Here is a 22156-nt window from a genome sequence, read left to right as displayed (position 1 = left end):
AATGAAAAGCGGATGCGGTCCATGTTATTGACACAAAAACCTAAAGTGACAGTGGTTCTGGCAAATTTAGGCACGCCCGATGAAGCCTCTGTGCCTGCTGTACGACGTTTTCTAAAGCAATTTTTATCTGATACCCGTGTGATTGAGATTCCCAAACTGCTTTGGTGGATCATCCTGCATCTATTTGTGCTGACCTTTCGCCCGAAACGTGTGGCTGAAGCTTATGCATCGGTTTGGTCAAATGACTCGCCAATGCGTGAAATTGTTCTAGAACAAACACTGCTGATTAAACAGCGGTTACAAGAAGAAAATCATCAGTTTGAGCTTACGGTTGTTCCTGCCATGACCTATGGGCAACCTAGCATCTATACCGTGCTGGATCAGTTGGCAGAAAATCCACAAGAACATGTGATTCTATTACCGTTATTTCCACAGTATTCTGCGACCTCAACCGCACCGTTGTATGATGCATTCGCCAAGTGGATTCCCCAGCAACGCCATTTGCCTGGCATTACCTTGATTAAAGATTATTATCAGCATCCGATGTTCATTCAGGCCTTGGCTGACAGCGTATTAAATTACCAATTGCAGCATGGAAAACCTGAAAAATTACTCATGTCGTTCCACGGCATTCCTCAGCCTTATGCAGATAAAGGTGATCCTTATGCCGATCGTTGTCGAATGACCGCGCGTCTAGTTGCGGAGGCTTTGCATCTGCAAGAGCATGAATGGGCGATTAGCTTCCAGTCAAGATTTGGCAAGCAAGAGTGGGTCAAGCCCTACACTGACCAATTATTGCAACAATGGGGTGAGCAAAATGTACAGTCCGTACAGGTGATTAGTCCTGCATTTTCAGCCGATTGTCTGGAAACACTAGAAGAGTTGGCGATGCAGAATAAAGAAATTTTCCAGCATGCGGGCGGTGGAGCATATGCCTATATTCCTGCCTTAAATGCAGATCAGGCACATATAGATTTGCTTGCAAGTCTGGTTCAAGCTAATCTTGACGCACTGACCCATACCTTAGCCCATCGTTAAATCGACGCTTTTTTTCGCCAGAGGTTTCTATGCTGCAAGTCAAAATTGTTCCCGTTACTGCGTTTGCCCAAAACTGTTCCATTCTTTGGGATAGCGAGAGCAAAGAAGCGATTTTGATTGATGCGGGCGGTGATGCTGCGGTATTGAAAAAAGAAGTAGAGGCCTTGGGTCTCAAGGTCAAGGAGCTATGGTTAACCCATGGTCATCTGGATCATGCTGGTGCCGTGGGTGAGTTGGCTGACACATGGAAAATCCCCGTGATTGGCCCACATAAAGAAGACCAGTTCTGGTTGGATATGATTCAGGAAGTCTCGGCGCGTTATGGCTTTCCAATTCCACAGCCTGTCAAAGTCGATCAGTGGCTCGAAGGTGGTGAAGTATTAAAATTGGGTGAGGATGAATTTGAGGTGCGTTTCGCGCCAGGCCATACCCCAGGACATGTGATGTTCTATAACGCCAAGCATGGTTTGTTATGGACAGGTGATGTGCTGTTTAAAGGTTCGATTGGTCGTACTGACTTTCCGAAAGGCAATCACCAACAGCTGTTAGATTCGATTCAGCGTGAATGCTTTAGCCTGCCAGATGAAACGCAATTTATCTCAGGGCATGGGCCTATGAGCACCATCGGCTATGAAAAGCAGTTCAATCCTTTTGTGGCAAGCAAAGCGGGTTAACCACGACATCTTCAACGAAGAAGATGATTAATCTTCATAATCATCTTCATGGCGTTTCAGGTCAGCTTGTGGCGCATCTTGTGTTGGCAGTTTGTACTCATCACTCGCCCAAGCACCGAGATCAATCAATTTACAGCGTTCTGAGCAGAAGGGACGAAATGCATTAGCTTCCCAAGTACTGGCTTCACCGCAACGCGGGCAGGGGAATGTACGTGGCATAGAAAATTCCTAAAACAAAAACTAAATAGATTAGGCAAAAGTAAGGTGAGTTGTTAGACTTATGCCGATTTCTAGATAGTTTGATGAGATTATGTCGATTCGTCAATTTCAAGCACAACGTATGCAAGCCCCTCGTGATTTTATTGCCATTCCCAATACGCCGATCTGCGTAGAAATTGGGGCAGGAAAAGGCAAGCACGCCTTGTTGTTTACGGGGCAAAATCCGCACACCACGTTGTATGCAATTGAGCGAACCAAAGAAAAATTTTTGGCGATGCAGAAGCAGCACCAATTAGAGCCGCGCGAGCATTTACATCCGATTCATGCTGATGCATTGCCGTGGGTGGTGCATGCTTTGTTCCCTGCGCAAGTGCAACAGTTTTTTATTCTCTATCCAAATCCAGAACCGCATAACCCGGCACAGCGCTGGCTGAATATGCCATTCTTCGAGTTTCTACTGTCTCGCCTTCAACCGAATGGTACGATTACACTAGCAAGCAATATTCCTGAATATATCGATGAAGCAGAACAGCAATTAATAGCCCTGTGGAAACTGCCCTTCGAAAAGCAAAAAATTGCAGCAGATTCTGCCCGAACACATTTTGAAATTAAATATTTAGAGCGCGGTGAGTTGTGCCAACAGTTGATCATCCGTAAACCAGAAGGTTATGTAACGCGCTTTGATGACTTCGCCCCTTTACAAGGTCAAAAAGCGCAAGAGCAATCTGATGTCTAAGCGTGTTGCGATTATTGGTGCTGGTCCAGCGGGCTTGATGGCTGCTGAAGTATTGAGCCAATACGACTATAAAATTGATGTATTTGAGCAGAAACCTTCGGCAGCACGTAAGTTCTTAATGGCGGGTAAAACAGGACTCAATATTTCGCATGCTGAGCCTGTCGAGTACTTTATCCAGCGTTATGATCAACCTGAATGGTTAGGCCCATGGGTCAGGCAATGGGATGCACAGTGGATTCAGAGCTGGATGCAAGGTCTGGGTATTGAGTCCTATGTTGGAAGTTCTGGTCGGGTTTTCCCGATTGAAATGAAAGCTGCACCCTTACTTCGTGCTTGGTTAAAACGATTAATGGCGGATGGTGTACGTTTTCATTACCGTCATCGTTGTGTGGATGTATCCAATAATCAACTCACGATAGAAAACCAAACTCAGCGTTTTAACGCAAACTATGACGCGATTATTTTGGCTTGTGGCGCAGTATCATGGTCGCAGTTAGGCAGTGATGGTGCGTGGCAGCAATGGCTGGCTTCAAGCGAGATTGAGCCTTTCCAAGCCAGTAATGCAGGTGTGCTCAAAACATGGTCGCCGTTTATGCAGGCGTGTTTTGGTCAGCCACTGAAGCGTGTCAATGCATGGGTACATCCCGAACAGCAAAGTCATGGCGATATCATCATTACTCACTACGGCTTAGAAAGTGGCGTGATTTATAAACTCGGTCGTGATTTAAGAGCACAACTGTCGCAACAGGAGAATTTACACTTACATCTAGACTTATTGCCAGATGTCAGTCTTGATCAATTAGAAAAGAAGCTACAGGGCAATAAAAAGCAGTCCTTGGCCAATCTCTGGCGTAAAGCAGGTTTGGACAATGTCAAAATTAATCTGCTGCGGGAAGTCGTCGAAAAAAGCTTATGGTCAGATGCCAAGCAAATGGCACAGCAAATCAAACAGCTCCAAATCTCCTTAGAGGGCTTCCGTCCAATCGAAGAGGCGATTAGCTGTGCAGGCGGGGTAAAGCAAAGCGCTGTATCACCACAATTGCAATTGCAGTCCAATCCCTACATCTTTTGTTGTGGTGAAATGTTGGACTGGGATGCACCAACAGGGGGATATTTACTGACAGCTTGTTTTGCGACGGGGCGTGCAGCGGGAGAAGGCGTGCATCAACGCTTAGAGCACAGTCCTATAAGATAATGTTTTCAAAAGAATTGACTTAAATTTATATATTTTTCATGTTCTAAATCACTCGATTTCCATCTCTTGGCGAGTTTCTTGCACTGTTGATATTTATCTTGTTATTGATGAATGTTCAATGTGGCAGAAGTTCAAGTCCAGTCTATTTCTTCAAGTTATTTTTGCTTTAATACTCGGCATTATTATTGGTATTAGCTTTCACGATTTTTCTTTAGCGTTAAAACCATTAGGAGATGGCTTTATTGCGTTGATCAAGATGTTGATTGCGCCTATTGTTTTCTGTGTGGTTGTTCTGGGAATCTATGGTGCAAATGACATTAAAAAAATGGGAAAAGTGGGCGCAAAAACCATTTTATATTTTGAAGTGGTCACTAGTATTGCACTGATTTTGGGGATTGTGGTTGCCTATGTATTCAAACCGGGTGTTGGGATGAATATAGATATTACTCAACTAGATGCTAAGGACCTCAATGTTTATACCGAACGTGCACATAGTCTCGGTTCAGGATCAGATTTCTTACTCCACCTTATTCCTAAAACATTTGTAGATGCTTTTGCCCGTGGCGATATTTTACAAGTTTTATTGATTGCAATTTTGTTTGGTGTCGCATTATTACTGATTCCAAAACATTTTGCTGAGCTGATTTGCAAGGCAATCGAAGCATTCTCTGAAGTGTTCTTTAAAATGATGGCTTTGATTATTCGTCTAGCTCCAATCGGTGTTTTTGGGTCAGTCGCCTACACCACCGCAAAATTTGGAGTAGATTCACTGATGCAACTGGGCTATTTAGTCTTACTATTTTATGTGACTTGTATTCTATTTGTGCTGATTGTTTTAGGTGGAATCCTTAAAATTTCAGGTTTGAATATATTCAAATTTCTAAATTATTTTAAAGCAGAACTGTCCATTGTATTGGGAACAGCATCTTCTGATTCTGTGCTGCCACAGATTATGAAAAAGTTGAAAAATTTAGGGATCAAGGAATCAACCGTAGGTTTGGTCATTCCGACAGGTTATTCTTTTAATCTCGATGGATTTTCTATTTATTTAACGCTTGGAGTAATATTTATTGCGCAAGCCTGCAATATTGATTTATCCATGCATGATCTCCTGGCAATTTTATTGGTTTCTTTAGTGACTTCTAAAGGTGCGCACGGTATTCCGGGTTCAGCCCTCGTTATTTTGGCGGCAACTTTATCCGTCATTCCGAGTCTTCCAACCATTGGCTTGGTTTTGTTGTTATCCGTGGATTGGTTTATTGGAATTGTACGTGCGTGTACCAACTTGATTGGAAATTGTGTGGCAACGATTGCGATTGCACATTGGGAAAAAGATATTGATCATGCACGTGCCCAAGAGGTATTAAACCAAAAAGTTTAGCTGTTGATTATTGCAAAGGATTGTCCGAGTAAATTGGCATATTCTGAATAAATACCATTTGTAATTTGCATGGGAATGAGATCTAGCCTATATTTTTAGTGGAAAAATCATCAAAGGAATGTGCAATGTCTCAGATCTCGCCTATATATCGTGGCAGTTGTTTATGTGATGGGATTCATTATGAGATTCATGGTGTAATTGGTGAGATCATACAATGCCATTGTCAGCGCTGTCGCAAAGCCAATGGCACGGCTTATGCAACCAATGCACCGATTAGCAGTTCAGCTTTTAAAATCGTACAAGGTGAAGAACTGGTTAAAAAGTTTGCTGCATCGGGCGTGTATCGCTGGTTCTGTGGAGAATGTGGCTCTCCACTGATCAGTTCGCGCGATGCACAGCCTGAGCTTTATCGATTAAGAATCGGGACTCTGGATACACCTTTGCAGCAAAAACCGAGCATGCATATTTTTGCGGCTTCCAAAGCAGAGTGGGACTGTATTGCCGATGATTTACCGCAATATGCTGAACGTCCCTAAATTGGACCTGTTGTTATCATGATTTTTGAAACGTCTGATTTAGATGCCAATGAAATCTATCGCTTGTTGGTTGGGGGAATTACCCCTCGACCGATTGCGTGGATCAGTACCCTGTCGGCGGATGGGGTTGCCAATATTGCCCCGTATTCCTTCTTTAATGTCGCCAGCTGTAATCCACCTATTCTGTGGTATTCACAAGTGAATCCAAGAAATGGTCAGGATAAAGACACTATCAGAAATTTAATTGCGACCAAAGAATGTGTGGTGCATATTGCCAATACGGCTTTATTGGAAAAGATGAATTTATCCTGTGCTTTATTGCCCCCAGAGCAAAGTGAATTTGAGTTTGCTGAGATTGAGTCTGAACCCAGTCATGCGGTTGCAGCGTTAGCGGTAAAGCATGCGCCTGTGCGTTATGAATGCCAGTTAAGGGAAATCATTCAACTGAGTACGCTTCCATTAGGTGGAACAGTAGCTTTGTTAGATGTGAAATCGATTTATGTTGATGATCGACTCTGGGATGGGCAGATGATTGATCAGCAGCAACTTCAGAGTGTCGGCAAAATGGGTGGAGATTTTTATAGTTTAACGACAGCTTTGCGAAAATTGTCGCGCCCTTGAATCCTAAAACATTAAAGAAAAAAGGAGGTATTAAGCCTCCTTTTTATTTTGCAATAATCTCTTTAGCTAAAGACTTAATCATGAAGTTGTCTGATTTGTGATGTGGCAACGCGTGAGTCCCAGTGACGCATGATTTCTGTTACTGCTGCATCTAAAACAGCACCAGAAACTCCATCACGGGCTTGTACGGATATGCCAAGTAAAAAGCTATATATGCTAGTCGCATAAGCATCGATATTCGTATCAGCCGTTAATTCACCTGTTTCCACAGCACGTTGAACGCATTGTGTAAATCTATCGCGAGTTGTTAGGCGATGCTGGGTTAAGAATTGTTGAATGTGGAGATTTTCGGGGGAACAGGTCGCCGTTGAAAGAACCAATAAACAGCCTTTTGGATGACTGAATTCAGTTTGCATTTTCACGGATTGGCGCAGAGTTCGTTCAATCGCTTCTCTTGGGGTAAGACTTTCATCCCAGAGACTGTTCGTGACCTGACCATGCGTTGCGATGTAATACTCAATGACTTCTCGGAATAATTCTTCTTTGGAACCAAAAGCAGCATAGAAGCTAGGAGCACTGATACCATTGCCAATATTAGCTTTGAGCAGGGCCAAGGATGTCGAGTCATATCCGTATTGCCAAAATAGATGCATGGCCTGCTGAATTGCTTGATCACGTTCAAAGGTCCTAGGTCGGCCCATTTGTGCCATTTGGAACTCCTCTATTTAATGAGATATATACTAGTCGATACAAAAGTCGTTGACAATCAGAAATACTAAGCCTACATTTATATCGATCGATACATATATTGGTGCTGATTAAGACTTACTAACGATCATTATTGCTTCAGCCCATTAAGTAGGCTTAGCAGAGAGTTGGAACAGCACTGAATTTCTGATTATGTTTTAAAATAGGGATTTTTATAATGAATACACTTACAGGTAGGGTTGCTCTCGTGACTGGCGGAAGTCGAGGTATTGGTGCGGCCATTGCTCGTATGCTTGCGAAACACGGTGCAGATGTGGCGATTACGTATAGTCGTTCGAAGCAACAAGCTGAGGCTGTCGCTACAGAAATTCGTGCCTTGGGTCGACGTGCAGAAGTTATTGCTGCTGATGCGGTTGATGCCATTCAGGTAATCACTGCGGTAGACACTACGGTCGACCGACTTGGACAACTGGATATTTTAGTCAATAATGCGGGTAATTTTTTGACTGGACGAATTGATCAACTCACATTAGACGATTATGACCACACCATGTCTGTCAATTTACGTGCAGTGTTTGCTGCGACCATGCAGGCAAGCAAGTATTTGCCTGATGATGGACGTATTATTTCGATTGGCAGCTGTCTTGCATCAAGAACAAGTCGTGATGGGATCAGTTTATATGCAACCAGCAAAGCTGCCTTGGTGGGTTTGACTAAGGGGGTTGCGCGAGATCTGGGCAAGCGCGGTATTACAGTCAATCTTGTCCAGCCAGGACCAACCGATACCGATATGAATCCTGCTGACGGAGCACATGCCGATGCCGCACGAGAGACGCTGGCATTGGCTGATTATGGACAACCTGATGATATTGCCGCAACTGTACTTCATCTGGCGGGTGAAAGCGGGCGTTATATCACAGGTGCCGTGATTGACGTGGATGGTGGTTTTAATGCTTGAACAGGCGACATAGAAAGAATTTTGATAAAGCAAAGTGATAAAAAAGGAGGCATTGCGCCTCCTGTTTTTTATTTTGCAGTCAGTGCTTCACTTTCAAACTTCACGCCATCCCAGCCATGTTGCATAAACTGGCGAATATTTTGATGGTCGGTGGCTTCTGGCGTTGCCAATACAGATGCATAATGCTCCGCAAATAAACTGAGCGTATCCGCTTGATTCAAACCTTCAATTTTTGCAAAGCTAAGTACTTTAGCACTGCCTTGGTTCTCAGTGGCTGCATTTGACTGGGCGCCATTTTGAAAGGCTGTTGGAGTGTGTTGATAACGTGCTTCGATAAATGCTAATACATCAGCAAATTTTGCCGAGCCATCTTTCAGTTGTGCCAATAAGCTTTGAGCCATTTCAAAATTCCATGTTTATTGAATCAATGGCAGCATCATAACATTGAAAATGTAGAATAGAAGCTGGACACGATTTGAACTGGACGTACTAGAGTCAGCAGTTTATGCTCAGACAGAGCATTAATCTATTGAATAATAATGAATAGACATCGTTTAAAGTTATCAATATCTAACGCTGTGCTTCGACTTTTAGCACCGATTCTAAGTTGTGGTTTGCTGTTACAACTCCGCCGTAGGATGATGCGACGACTGCCTTTTATGCGCTTGCAGAGTCAGGTCAGCAATGTGGTGTACTTGTCTTGGTTGATTGATGTTGAGCAAGTACGTCTGCGCTATCCGAAATCTGTACCGTTATGGGAAAAAGATGGGAAAACCATTTTTACCATTTTGACTTATCAGCATCAGCATTTTGGATTCAGTTTCTTGGGGAAATTACGTCAGTTCATGCCTTCACCCAAACGAAGCAACTGGCGCTTTTATCTGGATGATTCACAGCCCAAGACGGTGATCTTTGAGCAGATCGTGGTTGATCAAGTACTGTATGTTTTGGGCGGTCGTCTGGCCAGCGATGTAATGCCAGCACAATATGCATCGACGTTTCAGCATCAGCGGGCAGAGCACCTGATTCATACTGAAATGAGTGTTGATGAGGATTATTCTTTGAGCAGTGATGTGAAAATCAAAAGCGAGAAACAGTTACCTGAGGCATGGCAGCAGTTATTTCCCTCTTGGGATGCTGCCGTTCAATTCTTAGTTGATCAAGATCATGCATGGACAGAATGGATCGATCAACCTACTCGAATGTCGCAAGGGCATATTCAGATGCCTGTACAGTTGCAACACATTCAAGCTGCTGAGATTCTGAGCTTACAGGCTCCTCAATTGTTGCAACAATTCGGTTTAGATGAGGATGCCGAAGCGTTTGCTTTTGTGATTCCAGCACTGGATTTTGAAGTGCTTGGCGAGCAAGTTTTATTTAAAATGGCATAAATTGTGGATAACTTTATGTTTATACACAGTTACTCGAAGCTTAAAACGCAGTTGAGTTGTCTAAAAATTATGTTATTTTAGAACAAAGGAGATGGCATTCCTCCTGTTACAAACCGCCACTGTGGCTAATGATGCCTACGTTACCCTGAACAGGGGGCGTAGGTTCGTGCGTGCTCTGTTCCCATTTTGGAGTTCGCAGATGAAAAATAATCAAAAAAACATTGATCTATCCATGTTAAATATCGTTTTATCTCCTGCGCGATGTGTGGAGTAAGCCATGTATTATCCTTTACTCTCAATCGCACTTGGCTCGGTACTTGGCGCATGGTTGCGTTGGTTCTTGGGTTTAAAACTCAATCCAATTTTTCCCAATATTCCTTTAGGTACGGTCACCGTTAACTTTGTTGGTGGCTTTATTATTGGTTTTGCCATCTCTTATTTTTCTCAAAGTTCACTGAGCCCGAATTACAAACTGTTTGTGATTACAGGCTTTTGTGGTGCATTAACCACCTTTTCGACCTTTTCTGCTGAGATTATTGCTTTATTACAAAGTGGTAAGTTGGGGTATGCCTGTGCAGCAATTTTGATTCATGTGATTGGTTCTCTGATCTTTACTATCTTGGGCATGAGTTTGCATCAATGGCTGAGTGCTGCATAGCTTTGGAGTGATGACAATGAATGGATTTTTACTGAGTTTTTATACGGCACAAAATCGGACTTATCAGGGACAACCGATGAGTGAATGGTTGTTAGCTGTGGCGAAGCAGATGAATTTGCGTGGAGCAACAGTGCTCGCTGGGCTGGAAGGTGTGGATCACCGAGGCTTATTTCATTCTGCTAGTTTTTTTGAGTTGGCGGATCGCCCCATACAAATTCAGTTTGCGGTAAGTAATCAACAGGCGACTGAATTATTGGACTATTTAAATGACAAAGAAATTTCTTTGTTTTATGTCAAAACACCGATTGAATTTGGGGTGGTGGGGCTGGCCAAGCCGGATTCTTGAAAGTGGCATAAAAAAAGAAGTCTAAGTGGAGGAGAGATAGCCTTAGACTTCTAATGCTTACAGCCTAATGTGTGAAACTTAAATGAAAATTAAGCTTTACGGTTAAAGCGTGCAAAGCGTTTGTTAAAGCTTGCGACACGACCTTCATTGCTGGCTTGACGAACTTCACCTGTATAAAACGGATGCGAAGCACTGGAAATATCAAGTGTCACATAAGGATAGACCTGACCTTGATATTCTTTGGTTTGTTTGGTCTGTAGCGTGCTGCCAATTAAAAAATAAGCATCGGCATTGGTATCGTGAAACAACACTTGTTGATAAGCAGGATGGATATCTTTACGCATTTTGAATGACTCCTATTATTAATAGAAATGTTATAACATAACAATATATGCCGTCAATCTTATTCATTTCAAGTTTTTTTGGAATTTATTTGTAAACAATGAATCTGCGAGCATGAGATGTGGAACTTTACTCAAGCCATTTGATTTTTTTTAAAGTTTGAATATGAATGAAATAAAAAATACCAATCATCTGATTGGCATTTTTATTAAAGTTTAGTTCGGGACCAATTCTTCAAATAAATCGTTGAGATTGTCATGCACTTTGAGATGAATCAGGTTCCAGTAATGTCCTGAAATGGTTCGGTTGACCATTAAGGTATCTGGAGAAGGCTTAAACACATCCCAGTATTTCAATGATTGTTTGACTAGACGTATGCCATCGTGATGTGATGAGTTTTCGGCAAAATCATAATGTGTACTTAAAGGGCGCAACAGGATTTCAATCCATTGTGTATATAACTCACTTGGGAATTTCTGCTTTTCAGCAATCGAATGTAATTCCACCAGTAGATCTTCAACCTGAGCAATATCTTCTTGGCGAGCAGCATTCACCAGTGCTTTGAAATGCTGAATGATTTCAGGTGAAAGGGTCTTTACGCTGCCGTAATCATAAATAATCACGCTGCCATCTGCACGGAAAGCAAAGTTGCCTGGATGTGGGTCACAATGGAAACGCTTCAAGAAAAACATTTCCTGTCCTAAAGCACGAATCAGACGACGACCAATTTGATTACGTGTTTCAACCGACCATGTACTTGCCGTTTCGATGGATTCGCCTTGTTCAAGGCTGAGGGTCAATACACGACGAGAAGAATAATCTTTATATACGGTTGGGATAATGATTTGATTATCCAGCTTTTCATGGAAGGTTTTAAATACTTCTAGGTTTTGTGCTTCAATTTCATAATTCAGTTCCGCAGAAAGGCTGTCTTGGATTTCCTGAAACAGTTGATCTTGTAACTTCTTATCAATCTTTAATACGCCCATTAAGCGTAAAGCCAGACGAACCTGTTTTAAATCACTTTCACAGGCTTGATCTACCCCAGGATATTGCACTTTCACCACAACAGCTTGTCCGTTGGGCAACACTGCACGATGCACTTGACCAATTGAAGCAGCAGCAAAAGGCTCTGTTTCAAAGGAACTAAAAATCTGGTTTAAGGGCTTGCCCAACTCTTTTTCAACTTGTTGCTGAATTGCAGCAAAAGGCATTGCAGGGGCTTGGCGTTGCAGTTTGGCAATGGCTTTCGCGACTTCTGGTGGGAAAATATCTTTATATTGCGAAGCAATTTGCCCGACTTTCATCACCGCACCTTTCATCTCACCTAAGGTGTCGGCAATTTGTAAGCCGATGTCTTGGAACAATTTGCTTCGAGCAGCATTTTTTTGTTCTTCATCTGCGGTGAGATTACGAATGGAGTTGGCAACGCTTTTGCTGGCAATACTTGCGGTCATGCCAGCCAGTTTGAAAAAACGCTTACTGGGAGAGCTTGCATGTTTTGCCATATGGACTTGACCTCGGGTGATCCAGTTTCAACGTGATGCTTTGATCATAGGCGACAAAACTTAAATTGCCTATAACAAAATGTTAAGTGATGTAAGTATGCGGTGAAGGAGGAGAAAATGGCGGTATCGATGAGCGCATAAATTCAAGAGCAGTATCCGTACTGCCCTGAATCTATAATGCTCAATGCGAGTTAATTTTTATGGATTGAGATTTACGCGCTGTGCCAAACGTTTATTGTTCAAATATAAACGGCCGATCAGCAATACACAGGCAATACTTAAACCAATAATTAGACCGAGCCAGACACCCGCAGCGCCCCAAACCGTATAGCGCGCAAGGTAGAGGCCGATTGGGAAGGCCACCACCCAATACGCCATTAAGGTGATCCACATTGGCGCTTGAGTGTCCTGCATGCCGCGTAAGCAACCTGCGGCACTGACTTGCCAAGCATCCATCAACTGATAAGCCATCGCGAACCAAAGCAGGTACATTGCCACAGGAATGACATTGATATCCGTGGTATAGATCGCCACGATATAGGGACGTGCAAGTACAATCAAGGTCATGGTCAAGCCAGCAAAGATCGTGGCCGTGATCAATCCCACGATTTGTACTTGACGCATCGCATGCCAGTTTTGTTCGCCGTAATACATGCCAACACGAATCGTCAGGGCAATGGCTAAGGACAGCGGAATCATAAATAGCTGTGAAGTAACCGAAATTGCAATCTGATGGGCTGCAATGGCATTTTCGCCGAGCGGACCCAGTACAATCGCCCCAGTACTGAAAATACTGACCTCAAAGAATACCGCCAGACCAATCGGTAAACCCAGTTTTAAAATGCGTTTAATCCACACTGGATCAAGTTTTTCCCACGTAGTGAAGATCGGTGCCTGTTTATAGGCTTTGGCTTTGGAAATATAAATCGCCAAAGTGATAAACATCAGCCATTGCAAGATCGCCGTTGCAAAACCACAACCTGCGCTGCCTAATGCTGGAATTGGCCCAAAACCATACATAAAGATAAAGTTCAGCGGAATCAGTACCAATAAGGCAATCAAACTAATGGCTGTGACAGGGCGTGGATGCCCCAAGGCTTCAGAATAACTGCGTAGTGCCGCATACATCATGACTGCAGGCATACCAAAACCAATCGCATGTAAGAACAGGCTTGCTTTGGGGATTAAGCTTTCAGGCACGCCAAACAGGGGCAGAAACATGGGCATACCTTGCAGAATCAACATGGCAACAACACCAAGAATCACCGCAACCCATAGAGATTGGCGGGCAATGGTTGGAATTTTTTCAGGGGTTCTTGCACCACGCGCCTCAGCCACCAACGGTGTTGTTGCCAGCATAATCCCTGCAAAGAGCAGCATGACAGGAATCCATAGACCGACACCCACGGCAATCGCAGCCAAATCAGTGGCAGACAAGTGCCCTGCCATAATCGTGTCAATTAAACCTAATCCAGCTTGTGCAAACTGGGTGATCAGGATCGGAAACATCAAATGAAATAGCTGTTTAAGTTCAAACCGCTTGGTTGTGGCATGGGACACAAAAATTACTCTTATTAAAATGAGGGAGAATTAGCGTTGTAGTGTGAACAGCACACCAATAAAAATCACAATACTACCGAGTAGTCGTTGCCAGTTAATCGGTGTTTTTTCTGTACCTAACCAGCCAAAGTGATCAATCAACATTGAAATGACCAGTTGCCCGAAAATCACTAAACCTGAGAAAGTCAAAAATCCAAGTTTAGGTGCAGTATAAATGCTCATACTGATTGCATAAACCCCAAGGCATCCCCCTAACCAGAGAAACCATGGAATTTGGGAGAGTTCGGTTAAACTCGGTTTGTCTACACCTTGGAAATAAACCAACAGGGCTAGAATAATCGTTCCAATACAAAAGGAAAGTAAGGCAGCTTGTAGTGGCGAGTTCAGATACTCTCGGAGTTGTGCATTGATTGCCGTTTGAAAGGCCATTGCAATTCCAATCCCTAAAGCTAGGGGCAGAATAAACAGCAATTGGCTGGAAATTTTCATCATATTATCGGTCTAATTGTTGTTTATGCTTTCAGTCTAACTGAATACACTGGGGATGATAAGCTGTATGCCGTATTGAAGCTGCAACCGTCCCGAGTCGAGTCATGTTAAAATAGTCAGGTTCTGTCATTGAGCTTGTATTTTGAGTCCGTTAAATCCAGCAAATATTCCACTGTCTTTGTATATCCATATGCCGTGGTGTGTACGTAAATGTCCTTATTGTGACTTTAACTCGCATGCTGTTCCTAATGGGGAGTTGTCACTGGATTTGGAACAGCAATATCTTGCGGCATTGGTGGCTGACTTTGAGACGCAGGTTGAAATGGCGCAAGGCCGATCGATTCATAGCGTGTTTATTGGGGGAGGGACGCCGTCACTGATTTCTGCACAAGGTTATCAATGGCTATTTGATCAACTCAAAGCACGTTTAGACTTTGAAGCCGGCTGTGAAATTACACTGGAAGCCAATCCTGGGACAGTTGAGCATGATCCATTTGCCGATTATCTGGCGGTGGGGATTAATCGTTTATCACTCGGTGTACAAAGTTTTGATCCTGAACACTTACAGCGACTTGGTCGGATTCATTCAGCCAATAATGCATTGGATGCAATTCAGCAGGCGCGTCAGGCAGGCTTTGAGCGTGTGAATGTCGATCTGATGCATGGTTTACCCCAACAGACTGAGCAACAGGCCTTAACCGACCTGAGATTGGCTGTGGAGCAGGGTGCAACGCATATTAGTTGGTACCAACTGACCATTGAACCCAATACGGTTTTCTTCCGCACTCAGCCGGTATTACCGCAAGACGAAGTGCTAGAACATATTCAAGAAAAAGGTGAAGCCTATCTGATCGCCAATGGTTATGTGAATTATGAAGTTTCCGCATGGCGTAAAGAAAAACCATCTGCACATAACTTAAATTATTGGCAATTTGGTGATTATCTGGCGATTGGTGCAGGTGCACATGGCAAAGTCACTCGACCTGATGGAGTCTATCGTTTTCAGAAAACCCGTTTGCCAAAAGACTATTTAGCTAAAGTACCTGCTGAACATGTGCAAATGAAGCGGATTGAGGCAGAGGAATTACCTTTTGAATTTATGATGAATGCCTTGCGTTTAAATCAAGGTGTGGCTGCTGACACTTATACTCTGCGCACAGGACTCGCGTTAGAGGATTTGAATGAGACATTGCATCAGTTGCGTGAGAAAAGACTCCTTATTACCGATGAGCGTCGAATTGCCTGTACTGAACAGGGACATATCTTTTTAAACTCGGTGTTAGAGAAATTTTTATAATTCAATGCTTGTGATGCTTTAAGCATGGATGCTTAAAGCAATTCAAATAGGTCTGTCATTTTTTTGAAAGAAATTGGGCAGACAATAAAAAAGCCTCATCAATCGTGATGAGGCTTTTTAGAATTTGGTGGGTCGTCCGCGATTCGAACGCGGGACCAACGGATTAAAAGTCCGCTGCTCTACCAGCTGAGCTAACGACCCTGAGCGAGGAGAAGTAAAACAACGTTTTACCTGAGCGCAAGAGAAAATCTATGATTTTCTGTGGCTTAACCTCTTACAGGCGTTTGTAAAATACATTTCACAAACTCTCAAAACATTAGATGGTGGGTCGTCCGCGATTCGAACGCGGGACCAACGGATTAAAAGTCCGCTGCTCTACCAGCTGAGCTAACGACCCTAAGCAAGTATTTAAACATGCCACACAAGTAAAACTAATTTGTTCTAAATGCGTCTTCGTTTTGATGTTGCGTATTCTAGCAACTTATTCAGCTAACACAAGAGGAAATTTAAAAACATGTGCATGATTGTTTATAAAAAGCACGATTTCCTCTTGTTTAGCTAAAAAATAAACTAGAAACGGTATTGATAGCCCTGAATATTGTCAAAGATCTCTGTATTTACATCAGTGTAGCTGCTTGCACCCGGTAATAAAACCAGTAAACGTTCAGAGGTTTTGCTTGGATTAAAGCCATCTTCTTTCAGTTTATTCTTCTGATATTTAAATGTACCTGTGGTTTCAACTTTCTCTTGAACACGCAAAAACACTGGAATGGCATAAGATGGTAAACATTTTTTGAATACATTGACCATATTGGTTAAATCTGCATCATTGAGTGCTGCGCCATCAACCAAAGTAATCGCGGCCATACCAGCGCGACCATTGGTATTTGGAATTTCAACGCCGTAAACCACTGCTTCTACGATCTTTTCATATTCACAGACCATATTTTCGACTTCTGTGGTTGAAACATTTTCACCTTTCCAACGGAAGGTATCACCTAAACGATCCACAAACTGGGCATGGCGGAAGCCGATGTCACGAACCAAGTCACCAGTATTGAAATAGGAGTCACCTTGGGTAAACACATCTTTCAAAATCACCGACTTGTTCTTTTCTGGATCAGTATAGCCATCGAAAGGTGAGCGACTGGTGATTTTGCCAATCAGCAAGCCCACTTCGCCGGTCTTCACTTTCTTGCAGTGACCTTTTTTATCGCGGACCAATTCATTCTTTTCTTTGTCGAATTCAACGATTGCATACGGTGTTGGAGAGAAGCCAACGGTATTGTCAAAGTTGAAGATATTGCTAAAACCAACATTACCTTCGCTTGATGCATAAAGCTCAAGCACTTCTTCGACACCAAAACGCTCTTTGAATTTGCCCCAGATATTTGGACGCATGCCATTACCGATCATCTTGGTCACGCGATGCGCACGATCTTGTTCTGTGACAGGTGCATCAATCAGATAGCGACACAGTTCACCGACATAACCAATCGCAGATGCATTGAACTTTTGCACATCTTTCCAGAATGCACTGGTTGAATATTTACGACGTACCGCAAGTGTTGCACTGCCTGCAATCACGCCACACCAACACACCACCACACCCGTTGCATGGTAAAGCGGTAGGGTCACATACATCACGTCATCTTTGCCGAGATTGAGGATATGGCCATAGGTGCCATATGCTAGTGTCCAACGGCTATGCGTGAAAATTACGGCCTTTGGTAAGCCTGTTGTACCTGACGTATAGATATAGAACAGTCCATCTTTCCCTGTCACAGTGCGGGTGGTCGATGGATTAAATTTTGGAAACTGGTCAATTTGTTGGGCAAGATTCACATAGCCTTGTGGTGCCGTGCCTGCATGTTTACGGGTTTCTTGATCCGCAAACCAGTGAAAACGATCTTCAGCAACTTTCAAATCTTGGCGTGCTTCATCAATGGCGGCACGAACTTCCTCACCTGCAATGACGGCAATTGGATTGACTAAGTTGATGCTGTGTGCAAGGACTTTACCCACCTGTGAGGTATTGACGAGAGCAATCGTGACGCCAATTTTAGCCAAAGCCACGATGCTGGCAATCAGTTCAGGACGGTTTTCAACCATCACTGCAATCACATCGCCTTTTTTTGCGCCAAGCGATAAATAGTAATGCGCAATCTGGTTTGCCCATTCATTAAGTGCTTGGTAGCTATAGCTTTGATCTTCAAATAACAGTGCAATGCCTTGAGGGTTGCGCTTGACTGCTTTTTCAAAGGCAATACCTAAACCCGCGGGAGACGTTGGTGTTCGCAAATATGCTTGTTTAAGACCATTGAGGATATGAGGGACTTTAGTGATGAAGTTTGGAAGTCGAGTAGCAACATCACCAAGAGTAATAATATCGGTCTGCGTAGTTTGGCTCATATCAATCCTGTTTATTTTTCGATCAATCCAAGAAATGGCTATCCGTTAGAACACAACCATTCACACCATTGTTGTTGATGCTGATTTGTAATGGTAAGTGCCTAGAGCAATCAACCTAATTTTGACAAAATAACAAAAAAGCCTAGTCATCGGAATGACTAGGCTTCGCCTTATTGAGTGCAATTTAGCAAATTACTCACTCAGCTGTGGCTTTTTTAGGTGGACGGCCACGCGGACGACGAGGGCGGCTAGATTTCTCTTTTTCCGCTTTCGCTGCTTCATCTTCTAGTTCCGCCTCTGTTGCTGCTGGCTTTTGCTCTGCTTTTTCAACAGCTTGAGCAGGCACAGCAACTTCTGCAACAGTCTCGGTCACAGTTTCAGCAGTCACCGCTGGTTCAACTGCTTCAACCTCAACGGGTGCAACTTCGGTTGCAGCCTCTGCACTGGCAAGTTCTAAAGGTTGTTGCTCAGGTGCAGGGGCTACTTCTTCTGTGACAACCGCAACATCTGCTTGTTTCACTTCTTCTTTCGTTTCAGTGTTTTCAACAGGTGCTGGAGTAGCAGTCGATGCAATATGTGCTTCTTTCGCTTGTTCCGCAGCAAGTTTAGCCAAACGACGACGTTCACGCGGATCATTGGCAACACGAATAGCCGCAGCTTCAGGTGGTGTTAATGCTAACACTGGCGCAGGTTCAGCTTCTTCAGTCGGCTTTTGACTTGGAAGCTCAGCATCACGTGTTACAGGACGCTTTTCTTCCTCAACTACTGTTTCTACCACTAAAGAGCTTGCATATTGCTCAGCAAACTTTTGTAGGGCACGGTTAAACGTAGTGATCAAACCAAATTGCTCAATCAAAATGGTGCAATCTTCACCGTAAACATGACGAATCAAGCTACCCAAGGTGTATTGACCCAACGCTGGAATTTGCGATGGTGCAATTTTTGGTACAACAACTGCTTTCTGAGCTGATTGATGACCACGTTGACGGCGACGTGAACGTGGGTCATTGCTGGCACGTTTCACCGGTGCTTGAGCTGTCTCTTCTACCACAGCAGCAGGTGCTTCTTTCGCAACCACTGGTTCTGCTTGAGCTACAGGTTTTTTCTCAGCTTTTTCGACCACAGCAGGCGCAACTTCTGCTTTTGCAATTGGCGCATTGGTCTGTTGCGGATTCAGCGCCACAATTTCACTTTGGCCTTGATCAATATTCACAACAAGTGCAGTGTTCATTGGTTTGCTACGAGGTGCATCAACCACATCCACTTTGACTTGTTGTGGATTTGCGACAGCTTCAGGCGCAGCCACAGGAGTTTCATTCAATACGCTTTGGTCGCGATGACGATTTGGGCGATTTGGACGTTGCTGGTTACGGTCACGACGTGGTAACGGCGCAGAATCATTGCCTTGAGCATCATGATGCTGTTGCTGGTTTTGAGACTCTTGCGGTTGTTGGCGTTTTTGTTGACGCTTTAACTCACGCTGCTCTTGGCGCTGTTCTTGACGTGACAGTTGAACCACTTCTTCATGCACTTGATTTTGTTGTTCATGTGCATGTGCGTGTTGTTCACGTTGCTCTTTGTGCTTGCGCTTCTTCTGGTTTTGATTTGGACGATGTGATTTCTCGTCTTTTTCAAAAGTTTCACGTGCTTCTTGTTTCACAGGATTTTGTGAAATATAGGCATTGTTTGCTGCGGCAGGTGCAGCAGTTTCAGTCACAACAGGTACGTTGACTTGACCAAACTGACCACGGCTTACTGCGCCATTGTTGACCATTTGCTCAATCGCTGCTGCTGCATTTTGTGCAGAACGTGATTGGTCCGTGGTTTGTGCTTGTTTTTGAACAAATAAGTTCTCTAACCAAGCGCAAGGACTTGCTGACTTTTGCGTGCTTGCTTGGTTTTGTTTGGCTTGCGCAGCCTGTTGCTGAGCAGCTTTCTTCTGTGGTGCAGCAGCTTGATTTTGTGCAGCAGGTGCATGGTGATGCTCTGCATCTTCCAAATGCCAGTCTGAAGATTCATAGCCCAGTTCTTTTTCGCTAGAACGGGTTGCTTCAGTACGTTCGTAGCTAGAAGGTGCAAAACCATCTGGATTAAACTGGATTTGGTAATGTGGTGTTTCCAAGTGCGGGTGAGGCAATACGGTCACACGTACATTTGAAGTTTGCTCTAAGTAAACTAGGCTGTGACGCTTTTCATTCAATAAGAATGCCGCAATTTCCACAGGGACTTCGACTTGAACTTCACCTTGACGTTCACGTAAAGCAATTTCTTCAACCTTACGCATAATTGAAAGTGACAGTGAACGTAAGTCACGCACCATACCTGTACCATGACAGCGTGGGCAAACGTAACCTGTCGCTTCTTCCAAAGATGGGCGTAAACGCTGACGGCTCATTTCCATCAGACCAAAACGTGACAGTTGACCGAACTGGATACGTGCGCGGTCGCTTTGCGTTGCTTCACGTAATTTCGCTTCCACCATACGCTGGTTACGGTCTTTGGTCATGTCGATGAAATCGATCACAACGAGACCACCGATATCGCGTAAACGCAGTTGACGTGCGATTTCTTCAGCTGCTTCCAAGTTGGTATTTAAAGCCGTTTCTTCAACATCATGACCGCGGGTTGATTTCGCCGAGTTAATATCGATTGAAACCAAAGCTTCAGTTTGGTCAATGACGATTGAACCGCCAGAAGGAAGTTTTACTTCACGTTCATAAGCCGTTTGGATCTGGCTTTCAATCCCAAAATGAGCGAATAACGGCTCATTCAAGGTATAGGTTTTTAGTTTGTCTAACTGACGTGGCATCACTGCTTTTACGAAGTTATAGGCTTCGTTATAGGCTTGCTCACTATCAATCAGGATTTCAGCAACGTCATCACGTAAATAATCACGGATTGCACGTGTCACCACACCCGCTTCTTGATGCACCAACATAGGTGATGGACCAGAGCTTGCTGAACCTTGGATTTGTGCCCAAAGGTCAAGTAAGTGTTGCAAGTCGAGTTGTAACTCTTCTTGAGTACGGCCAATCCCCGCAGTACGAACAATCACGCTCATGCCACGTGGTACATTTAAAGAGGCTAAAATCTCTTTCAGTTCTTCACGCACTGAACCTGAAATTTGACGGCTGATACCGCCACCTTTCGGATTGTTTGGCATAAGTACTAAGTAGCGACCTGCCAGCGAAATAAAGGTAGAAAGGGCAGCACCTTTGTTGCCACGCTCTTCTTTTTCAACTTGAACCAGTAATTCAGTGCCTTCAGTAATGAGTTCACGAATATTTGAAGTTTGACGAGGGTCAGCTTTGAAATACGAGTTGGCAATTTCTCGCATAGACAAAAAGCCTTGGCGCTGTGCGCCGTACTCAACGAAAACCGCTTCTAAAGACGGTTCAACGCGAGTGACATGACCTTTATAAATATTTGATTTTTTTTGTTCGCGTGTACGATTTTCTAAATCGAAATCGTAAAGACGATTACCAGTGATAAGTGCAACGCGAACTTCTTCGGCGTGGGTTGCATTAATCAACATACGTTTCATGGGTGTGACACCTAATAGTGATGCACACAAACAACAAGCCCAATATTTTTGAGCAAACATCAAATTGGCACGATCAAGACTCAGAAGCAACGTTGTGTAGGTCGCTCTGAAACCACTGACTGTAAATATCCAGCTGGGCTCTGATACGGTTATTTCGATGTCAGCAATATTGCTTCAATCTGGAATCCGTTGATATTTCATGGCATGTCTGACATCTGTGAAATATCACTAGATCCGACATAATCAAAGTTTCCTGTACGCTTCACTGGCGGGTGAGCGGTGCATTGGATGGTGACTTTCACTGTCATTAAGCATTGAAGTCGATCCATCTGGAAGTCTCGATACGGAATGATCATCGTATCTCTGCTTGGCAGTTCCAATGCATCAACGCTTTAGCCTGAATGCGACATCAGGGAGCACATTGTCTGATGTGGATCAGTTTACGTTTAATAACCAGCAAATTGCTGGCGACATATTTTTTCTGAACAAACTGTATGTGCTGATGCACAATTAAACGCAACAGTTTGCCATTTTGCCGATATA

General features: G+C 43.6%; 21 protein-coding genes, 2 tRNA genes and 1 riboswitch. Of the genes, 12 read left to right on the top strand and 11 right to left on the bottom strand.

The window, feature by feature from the left end:
* The first annotated feature begins 21 nt into the window (after positions 1–21).
* Positions 22–1038 carry a ferrochelatase gene (gene hemH / locus F993_RS04970; RefSeq protein WP_004656116.1) on the top strand — a complete coding sequence of 339 codons (1017 nt, stop codon included), beginning with the start codon at positions 22–24 and terminating at the stop codon, positions 1036–1038.
* Between the two features lie 29 nt (positions 1039–1067).
* Positions 1068–1712, top strand: a complete 645-nt coding sequence (locus F993_RS04975) for an MBL fold metallo-hydrolase (protein ID WP_004656115.1) — start codon at positions 1068–1070, stop codon at positions 1710–1712.
* 27 nt (positions 1713–1739) lie between these two features.
* Here F993_RS04975 and F993_RS04980 read toward each other — a convergent pair whose 3' ends face one another.
* Complete coding sequence (locus tag F993_RS04980; protein WP_004656113.1) at positions 1740–1931, bottom strand: DNA gyrase inhibitor YacG; 192 nt, start codon at positions 1929–1931, stop codon at positions 1740–1742.
* 91 nt (positions 1932–2022) lie between these two features.
* Between F993_RS04980 and F993_RS04985 the strand changes: the two genes are divergently transcribed.
* From F993_RS04985 to F993_RS05005, 5 genes are all read left to right on the top strand, one after another.
* Positions 2023–2667, top strand: coding sequence for a class I SAM-dependent methyltransferase (locus F993_RS04985; protein ID WP_004656111.1), 645 nt, complete (start codon positions 2023–2025; stop codon positions 2665–2667).
* The gene (locus F993_RS04990) at positions 2660–3862 is read left to right on the top strand and encodes a TIGR03862 family flavoprotein (RefSeq protein WP_004656110.1); all 1203 of its coding nucleotides are present in this window, start codon (positions 2660–2662) and stop codon (positions 3860–3862) included. Before F993_RS04985 ends, F993_RS04990 begins: the two co-directional genes overlap by 8 nt.
* A 118-nt stretch (positions 3863–3980) precedes the next feature.
* Positions 3981–5243 (top strand): C4-dicarboxylate transporter DctA, encoded by a 1263-nt coding sequence (gene dctA, locus F993_RS04995; RefSeq protein WP_004656108.1) that lies wholly within the window; start codon positions 3981–3983, stop codon positions 5241–5243.
* 125 nt (positions 5244–5368) lie between these two features.
* Entirely contained in the window at positions 5369–5779 is a 411-nt protein-coding gene (locus F993_RS05000; protein WP_004656107.1) for a GFA family protein, read from the top strand.
* Between the two features lie 18 nt (positions 5780–5797).
* On the top strand, positions 5798–6400 hold the full coding sequence (locus F993_RS05005; RefSeq protein ID WP_004656105.1) for a flavin reductase family protein: 603 nt from the start codon (positions 5798–5800) through the stop codon (positions 6398–6400).
* A gap of 74 nt (positions 6401–6474) precedes the next feature.
* Here F993_RS05005 and F993_RS05010 read toward each other — a convergent pair whose 3' ends face one another.
* Positions 6475–7110 carry a TetR/AcrR family transcriptional regulator gene (locus F993_RS05010; protein ID WP_004656103.1) on the bottom strand — a complete coding sequence of 212 codons (636 nt, stop codon included), beginning with the start codon at positions 7108–7110 and terminating at the stop codon, positions 6475–6477.
* A 215-nt stretch (positions 7111–7325) separates the two neighbouring features.
* Between F993_RS05010 and F993_RS05015 the strand changes: the two genes are divergently transcribed.
* Positions 7326–8066 (top strand): SDR family NAD(P)-dependent oxidoreductase, encoded by a 741-nt coding sequence (locus F993_RS05015; protein ID WP_004656101.1) that lies wholly within the window; start codon positions 7326–7328, stop codon positions 8064–8066.
* 68 nt (positions 8067–8134) lie between these two features.
* Here F993_RS05015 and F993_RS05020 read toward each other — a convergent pair whose 3' ends face one another.
* Positions 8135–8467 (bottom strand): HopJ type III effector protein, encoded by a 333-nt coding sequence (locus F993_RS05020; protein WP_004656099.1) that lies wholly within the window; start codon positions 8465–8467, stop codon positions 8135–8137.
* Positions 8468–8605: 138 nt separating this feature from the next.
* Between F993_RS05020 and F993_RS05025 the strand changes: the two genes are divergently transcribed.
* The 3 genes from F993_RS05025 (at position 8606) to F993_RS05035 (ending at position 10461) form a co-directional block, all read left to right on the top strand.
* Entirely contained in the window at positions 8606–9457 is an 852-nt protein-coding gene (locus F993_RS05025) for a DUF2071 domain-containing protein (protein WP_004656097.1), read from the top strand.
* Positions 9458–9535: 78 nt separating this feature from the next.
* A riboswitch (Fluoride riboswitch) is annotated at positions 9536–9602 on the top strand.
* Between the two features lie 132 nt (positions 9603–9734).
* Positions 9735–10115 carry a fluoride efflux transporter CrcB gene (crcB, locus tag F993_RS05030; RefSeq protein WP_004656096.1) on the top strand — a complete coding sequence of 127 codons (381 nt, stop codon included), beginning with the start codon at positions 9735–9737 and terminating at the stop codon, positions 10113–10115.
* Positions 10116–10131: 16 nt separating this feature from the next.
* Positions 10132–10461 (top strand): DUF190 domain-containing protein, encoded by a 330-nt coding sequence (locus tag F993_RS05035; RefSeq protein ID WP_004656093.1) that lies wholly within the window; start codon positions 10132–10134, stop codon positions 10459–10461.
* A gap of 89 nt (positions 10462–10550) precedes the next feature.
* Here the strand turns inward: F993_RS05035 and F993_RS05040 are convergent, their stop codons facing one another.
* The 4 genes from F993_RS05040 to F993_RS05055 all read right to left on the bottom strand — a co-directional run bounded on the left by F993_RS05040 (position 10551) and on the right by F993_RS05055 (position 14363).
* Complete coding sequence (locus F993_RS05040) at positions 10551–10805, bottom strand: type B 50S ribosomal protein L31 (protein WP_004656092.1); 255 nt, start codon at positions 10803–10805, stop codon at positions 10551–10553.
* A 213-nt stretch (positions 10806–11018) separates the two neighbouring features.
* Positions 11019–12311, bottom strand: a complete 1293-nt coding sequence (locus F993_RS05045) for an ABC1 kinase family protein (protein ID WP_004656090.1) — start codon at positions 12309–12311, stop codon at positions 11019–11021.
* A 198-nt stretch (positions 12312–12509) separates the two neighbouring features.
* Positions 12510–13871 (bottom strand): MATE family efflux transporter, encoded by a 1362-nt coding sequence (locus F993_RS05050; protein ID WP_004656088.1) that lies wholly within the window; start codon positions 13869–13871, stop codon positions 12510–12512.
* Between the two features lie 30 nt (positions 13872–13901).
* On the bottom strand, positions 13902–14363 hold the full coding sequence (locus F993_RS05055) for a DMT family transporter (RefSeq protein WP_004656086.1): 462 nt from the start codon (positions 14361–14363) through the stop codon (positions 13902–13904).
* A 139-nt stretch (positions 14364–14502) separates the two neighbouring features.
* On the opposite strand from F993_RS05055, the gene hemW reads away from it, so the two are divergent.
* A complete protein-coding gene (gene hemW, locus F993_RS05060; RefSeq protein WP_004656085.1) occupies positions 14503–15657 on the top strand; it encodes a radical SAM family heme chaperone HemW in 1155 nt (384 codons plus the stop codon).
* A gap of 125 nt (positions 15658–15782) precedes the next feature.
* Here hemW and F993_RS05065 read toward each other — a convergent pair.
* From F993_RS05065 to F993_RS05080, 4 genes are all read right to left on the bottom strand, one after another.
* A tRNA-Lys gene (locus F993_RS05065) sits at positions 15783–15858 on the bottom strand.
* Positions 15859–15978: 120 nt separating this feature from the next.
* Positions 15979–16054, bottom strand: a tRNA-Lys gene (locus F993_RS05070).
* 173 nt (positions 16055–16227) lie between these two features.
* The gene (locus F993_RS05075) at positions 16228–18069 is read right to left on the bottom strand and encodes a long-chain-acyl-CoA synthetase (RefSeq protein WP_004656082.1); all 1842 of its coding nucleotides are present in this window, start codon (positions 18067–18069) and stop codon (positions 16228–16230) included.
* A 196-nt stretch (positions 18070–18265) separates the two neighbouring features.
* The gene (locus F993_RS05080) at positions 18266–21613 is read right to left on the bottom strand and encodes an Rne/Rng family ribonuclease (protein WP_004656080.1); all 3348 of its coding nucleotides are present in this window, start codon (positions 21611–21613) and stop codon (positions 18266–18268) included.
* Between the last annotated feature and the right edge of the window lie 543 nt (positions 21614–22156).

The sequence above is a fragment of the Acinetobacter proteolyticus genome (genome assembly GCF_000367945.1).
Taxonomy (GTDB): Bacteria; Pseudomonadota; Gammaproteobacteria; order Pseudomonadales; family Moraxellaceae; genus Acinetobacter; species Acinetobacter proteolyticus.
This window is presented reverse-complemented; position numbering and strand designations above follow the sequence as displayed.

Bases quoted from the DNA above. Each gene is read 5' to 3' on its own strand.
- hemH (WP_004656116.1), top strand. From the start codon at position 22: ATGTTATTGACACAAAAACCTAAAGTGACAGTGGTTCTGGCAAATTTA.
- F993_RS04975 (WP_004656115.1), top strand. From the start codon at position 1,068: ATGCTGCAAGTCAAAATTGTTCCCGTTACTGCGTTTGCCCAAAACTGT.
- F993_RS04980 (WP_004656113.1), bottom strand. From the start codon at position 1,931: ATGCCACGTACATTCCCCTGCCCGCGTTGCGGTGAAGCCAGTACTTGG.
- F993_RS04985 (WP_004656111.1), top strand. From the start codon at position 2,023: ATGTCGATTCGTCAATTTCAAGCACAACGTATGCAAGCCCCTCGTGAT.
- F993_RS04990 (WP_004656110.1), top strand. From the start codon at position 2,660: ATGTCTAAGCGTGTTGCGATTATTGGTGCTGGTCCAGCGGGCTTGATG.
- dctA (WP_004656108.1), top strand. From the start codon at position 3,981: ATGTGGCAGAAGTTCAAGTCCAGTCTATTTCTTCAAGTTATTTTTGCT.
- F993_RS05000 (WP_004656107.1), top strand. From the start codon at position 5,369: ATGTCTCAGATCTCGCCTATATATCGTGGCAGTTGTTTATGTGATGGG.
- F993_RS05005 (WP_004656105.1), top strand. From the start codon at position 5,798: ATGATTTTTGAAACGTCTGATTTAGATGCCAATGAAATCTATCGCTTG.
- F993_RS05010 (WP_004656103.1), bottom strand. From the start codon at position 7,110: ATGGCACAAATGGGCCGACCTAGGACCTTTGAACGTGATCAAGCAATT.
- F993_RS05015 (WP_004656101.1), top strand. From the start codon at position 7,326: ATGAATACACTTACAGGTAGGGTTGCTCTCGTGACTGGCGGAAGTCGA.
- F993_RS05020 (WP_004656099.1), bottom strand. From the start codon at position 8,467: ATGGCTCAAAGCTTATTGGCACAACTGAAAGATGGCTCGGCAAAATTT.
- F993_RS05025 (WP_004656097.1), top strand. From the start codon at position 8,606: ATGAATAGACATCGTTTAAAGTTATCAATATCTAACGCTGTGCTTCGA.
- crcB (WP_004656096.1), top strand. From the start codon at position 9,735: ATGTATTATCCTTTACTCTCAATCGCACTTGGCTCGGTACTTGGCGCA.
- F993_RS05035 (WP_004656093.1), top strand. From the start codon at position 10,132: ATGAATGGATTTTTACTGAGTTTTTATACGGCACAAAATCGGACTTAT.
- F993_RS05040 (WP_004656092.1), bottom strand. From the start codon at position 10,805: ATGCGTAAAGATATCCATCCTGCTTATCAACAAGTGTTGTTTCACGAT.
- F993_RS05045 (WP_004656090.1), bottom strand. From the start codon at position 12,311: ATGGCAAAACATGCAAGCTCTCCCAGTAAGCGTTTTTTCAAACTGGCT.
- F993_RS05055 (WP_004656086.1), bottom strand. From the start codon at position 14,363: ATGATGAAAATTTCCAGCCAATTGCTGTTTATTCTGCCCCTAGCTTTA.
- F993_RS05075 (WP_004656082.1), bottom strand. From the start codon at position 18,069: ATGAGCCAAACTACGCAGACCGATATTATTACTCTTGGTGATGTTGCT.
- F993_RS05080 (WP_004656080.1), bottom strand. From the start codon at position 21,613: ATGAAACGTATGTTGATTAATGCAACCCACGCCGAAGAAGTTCGCGTT.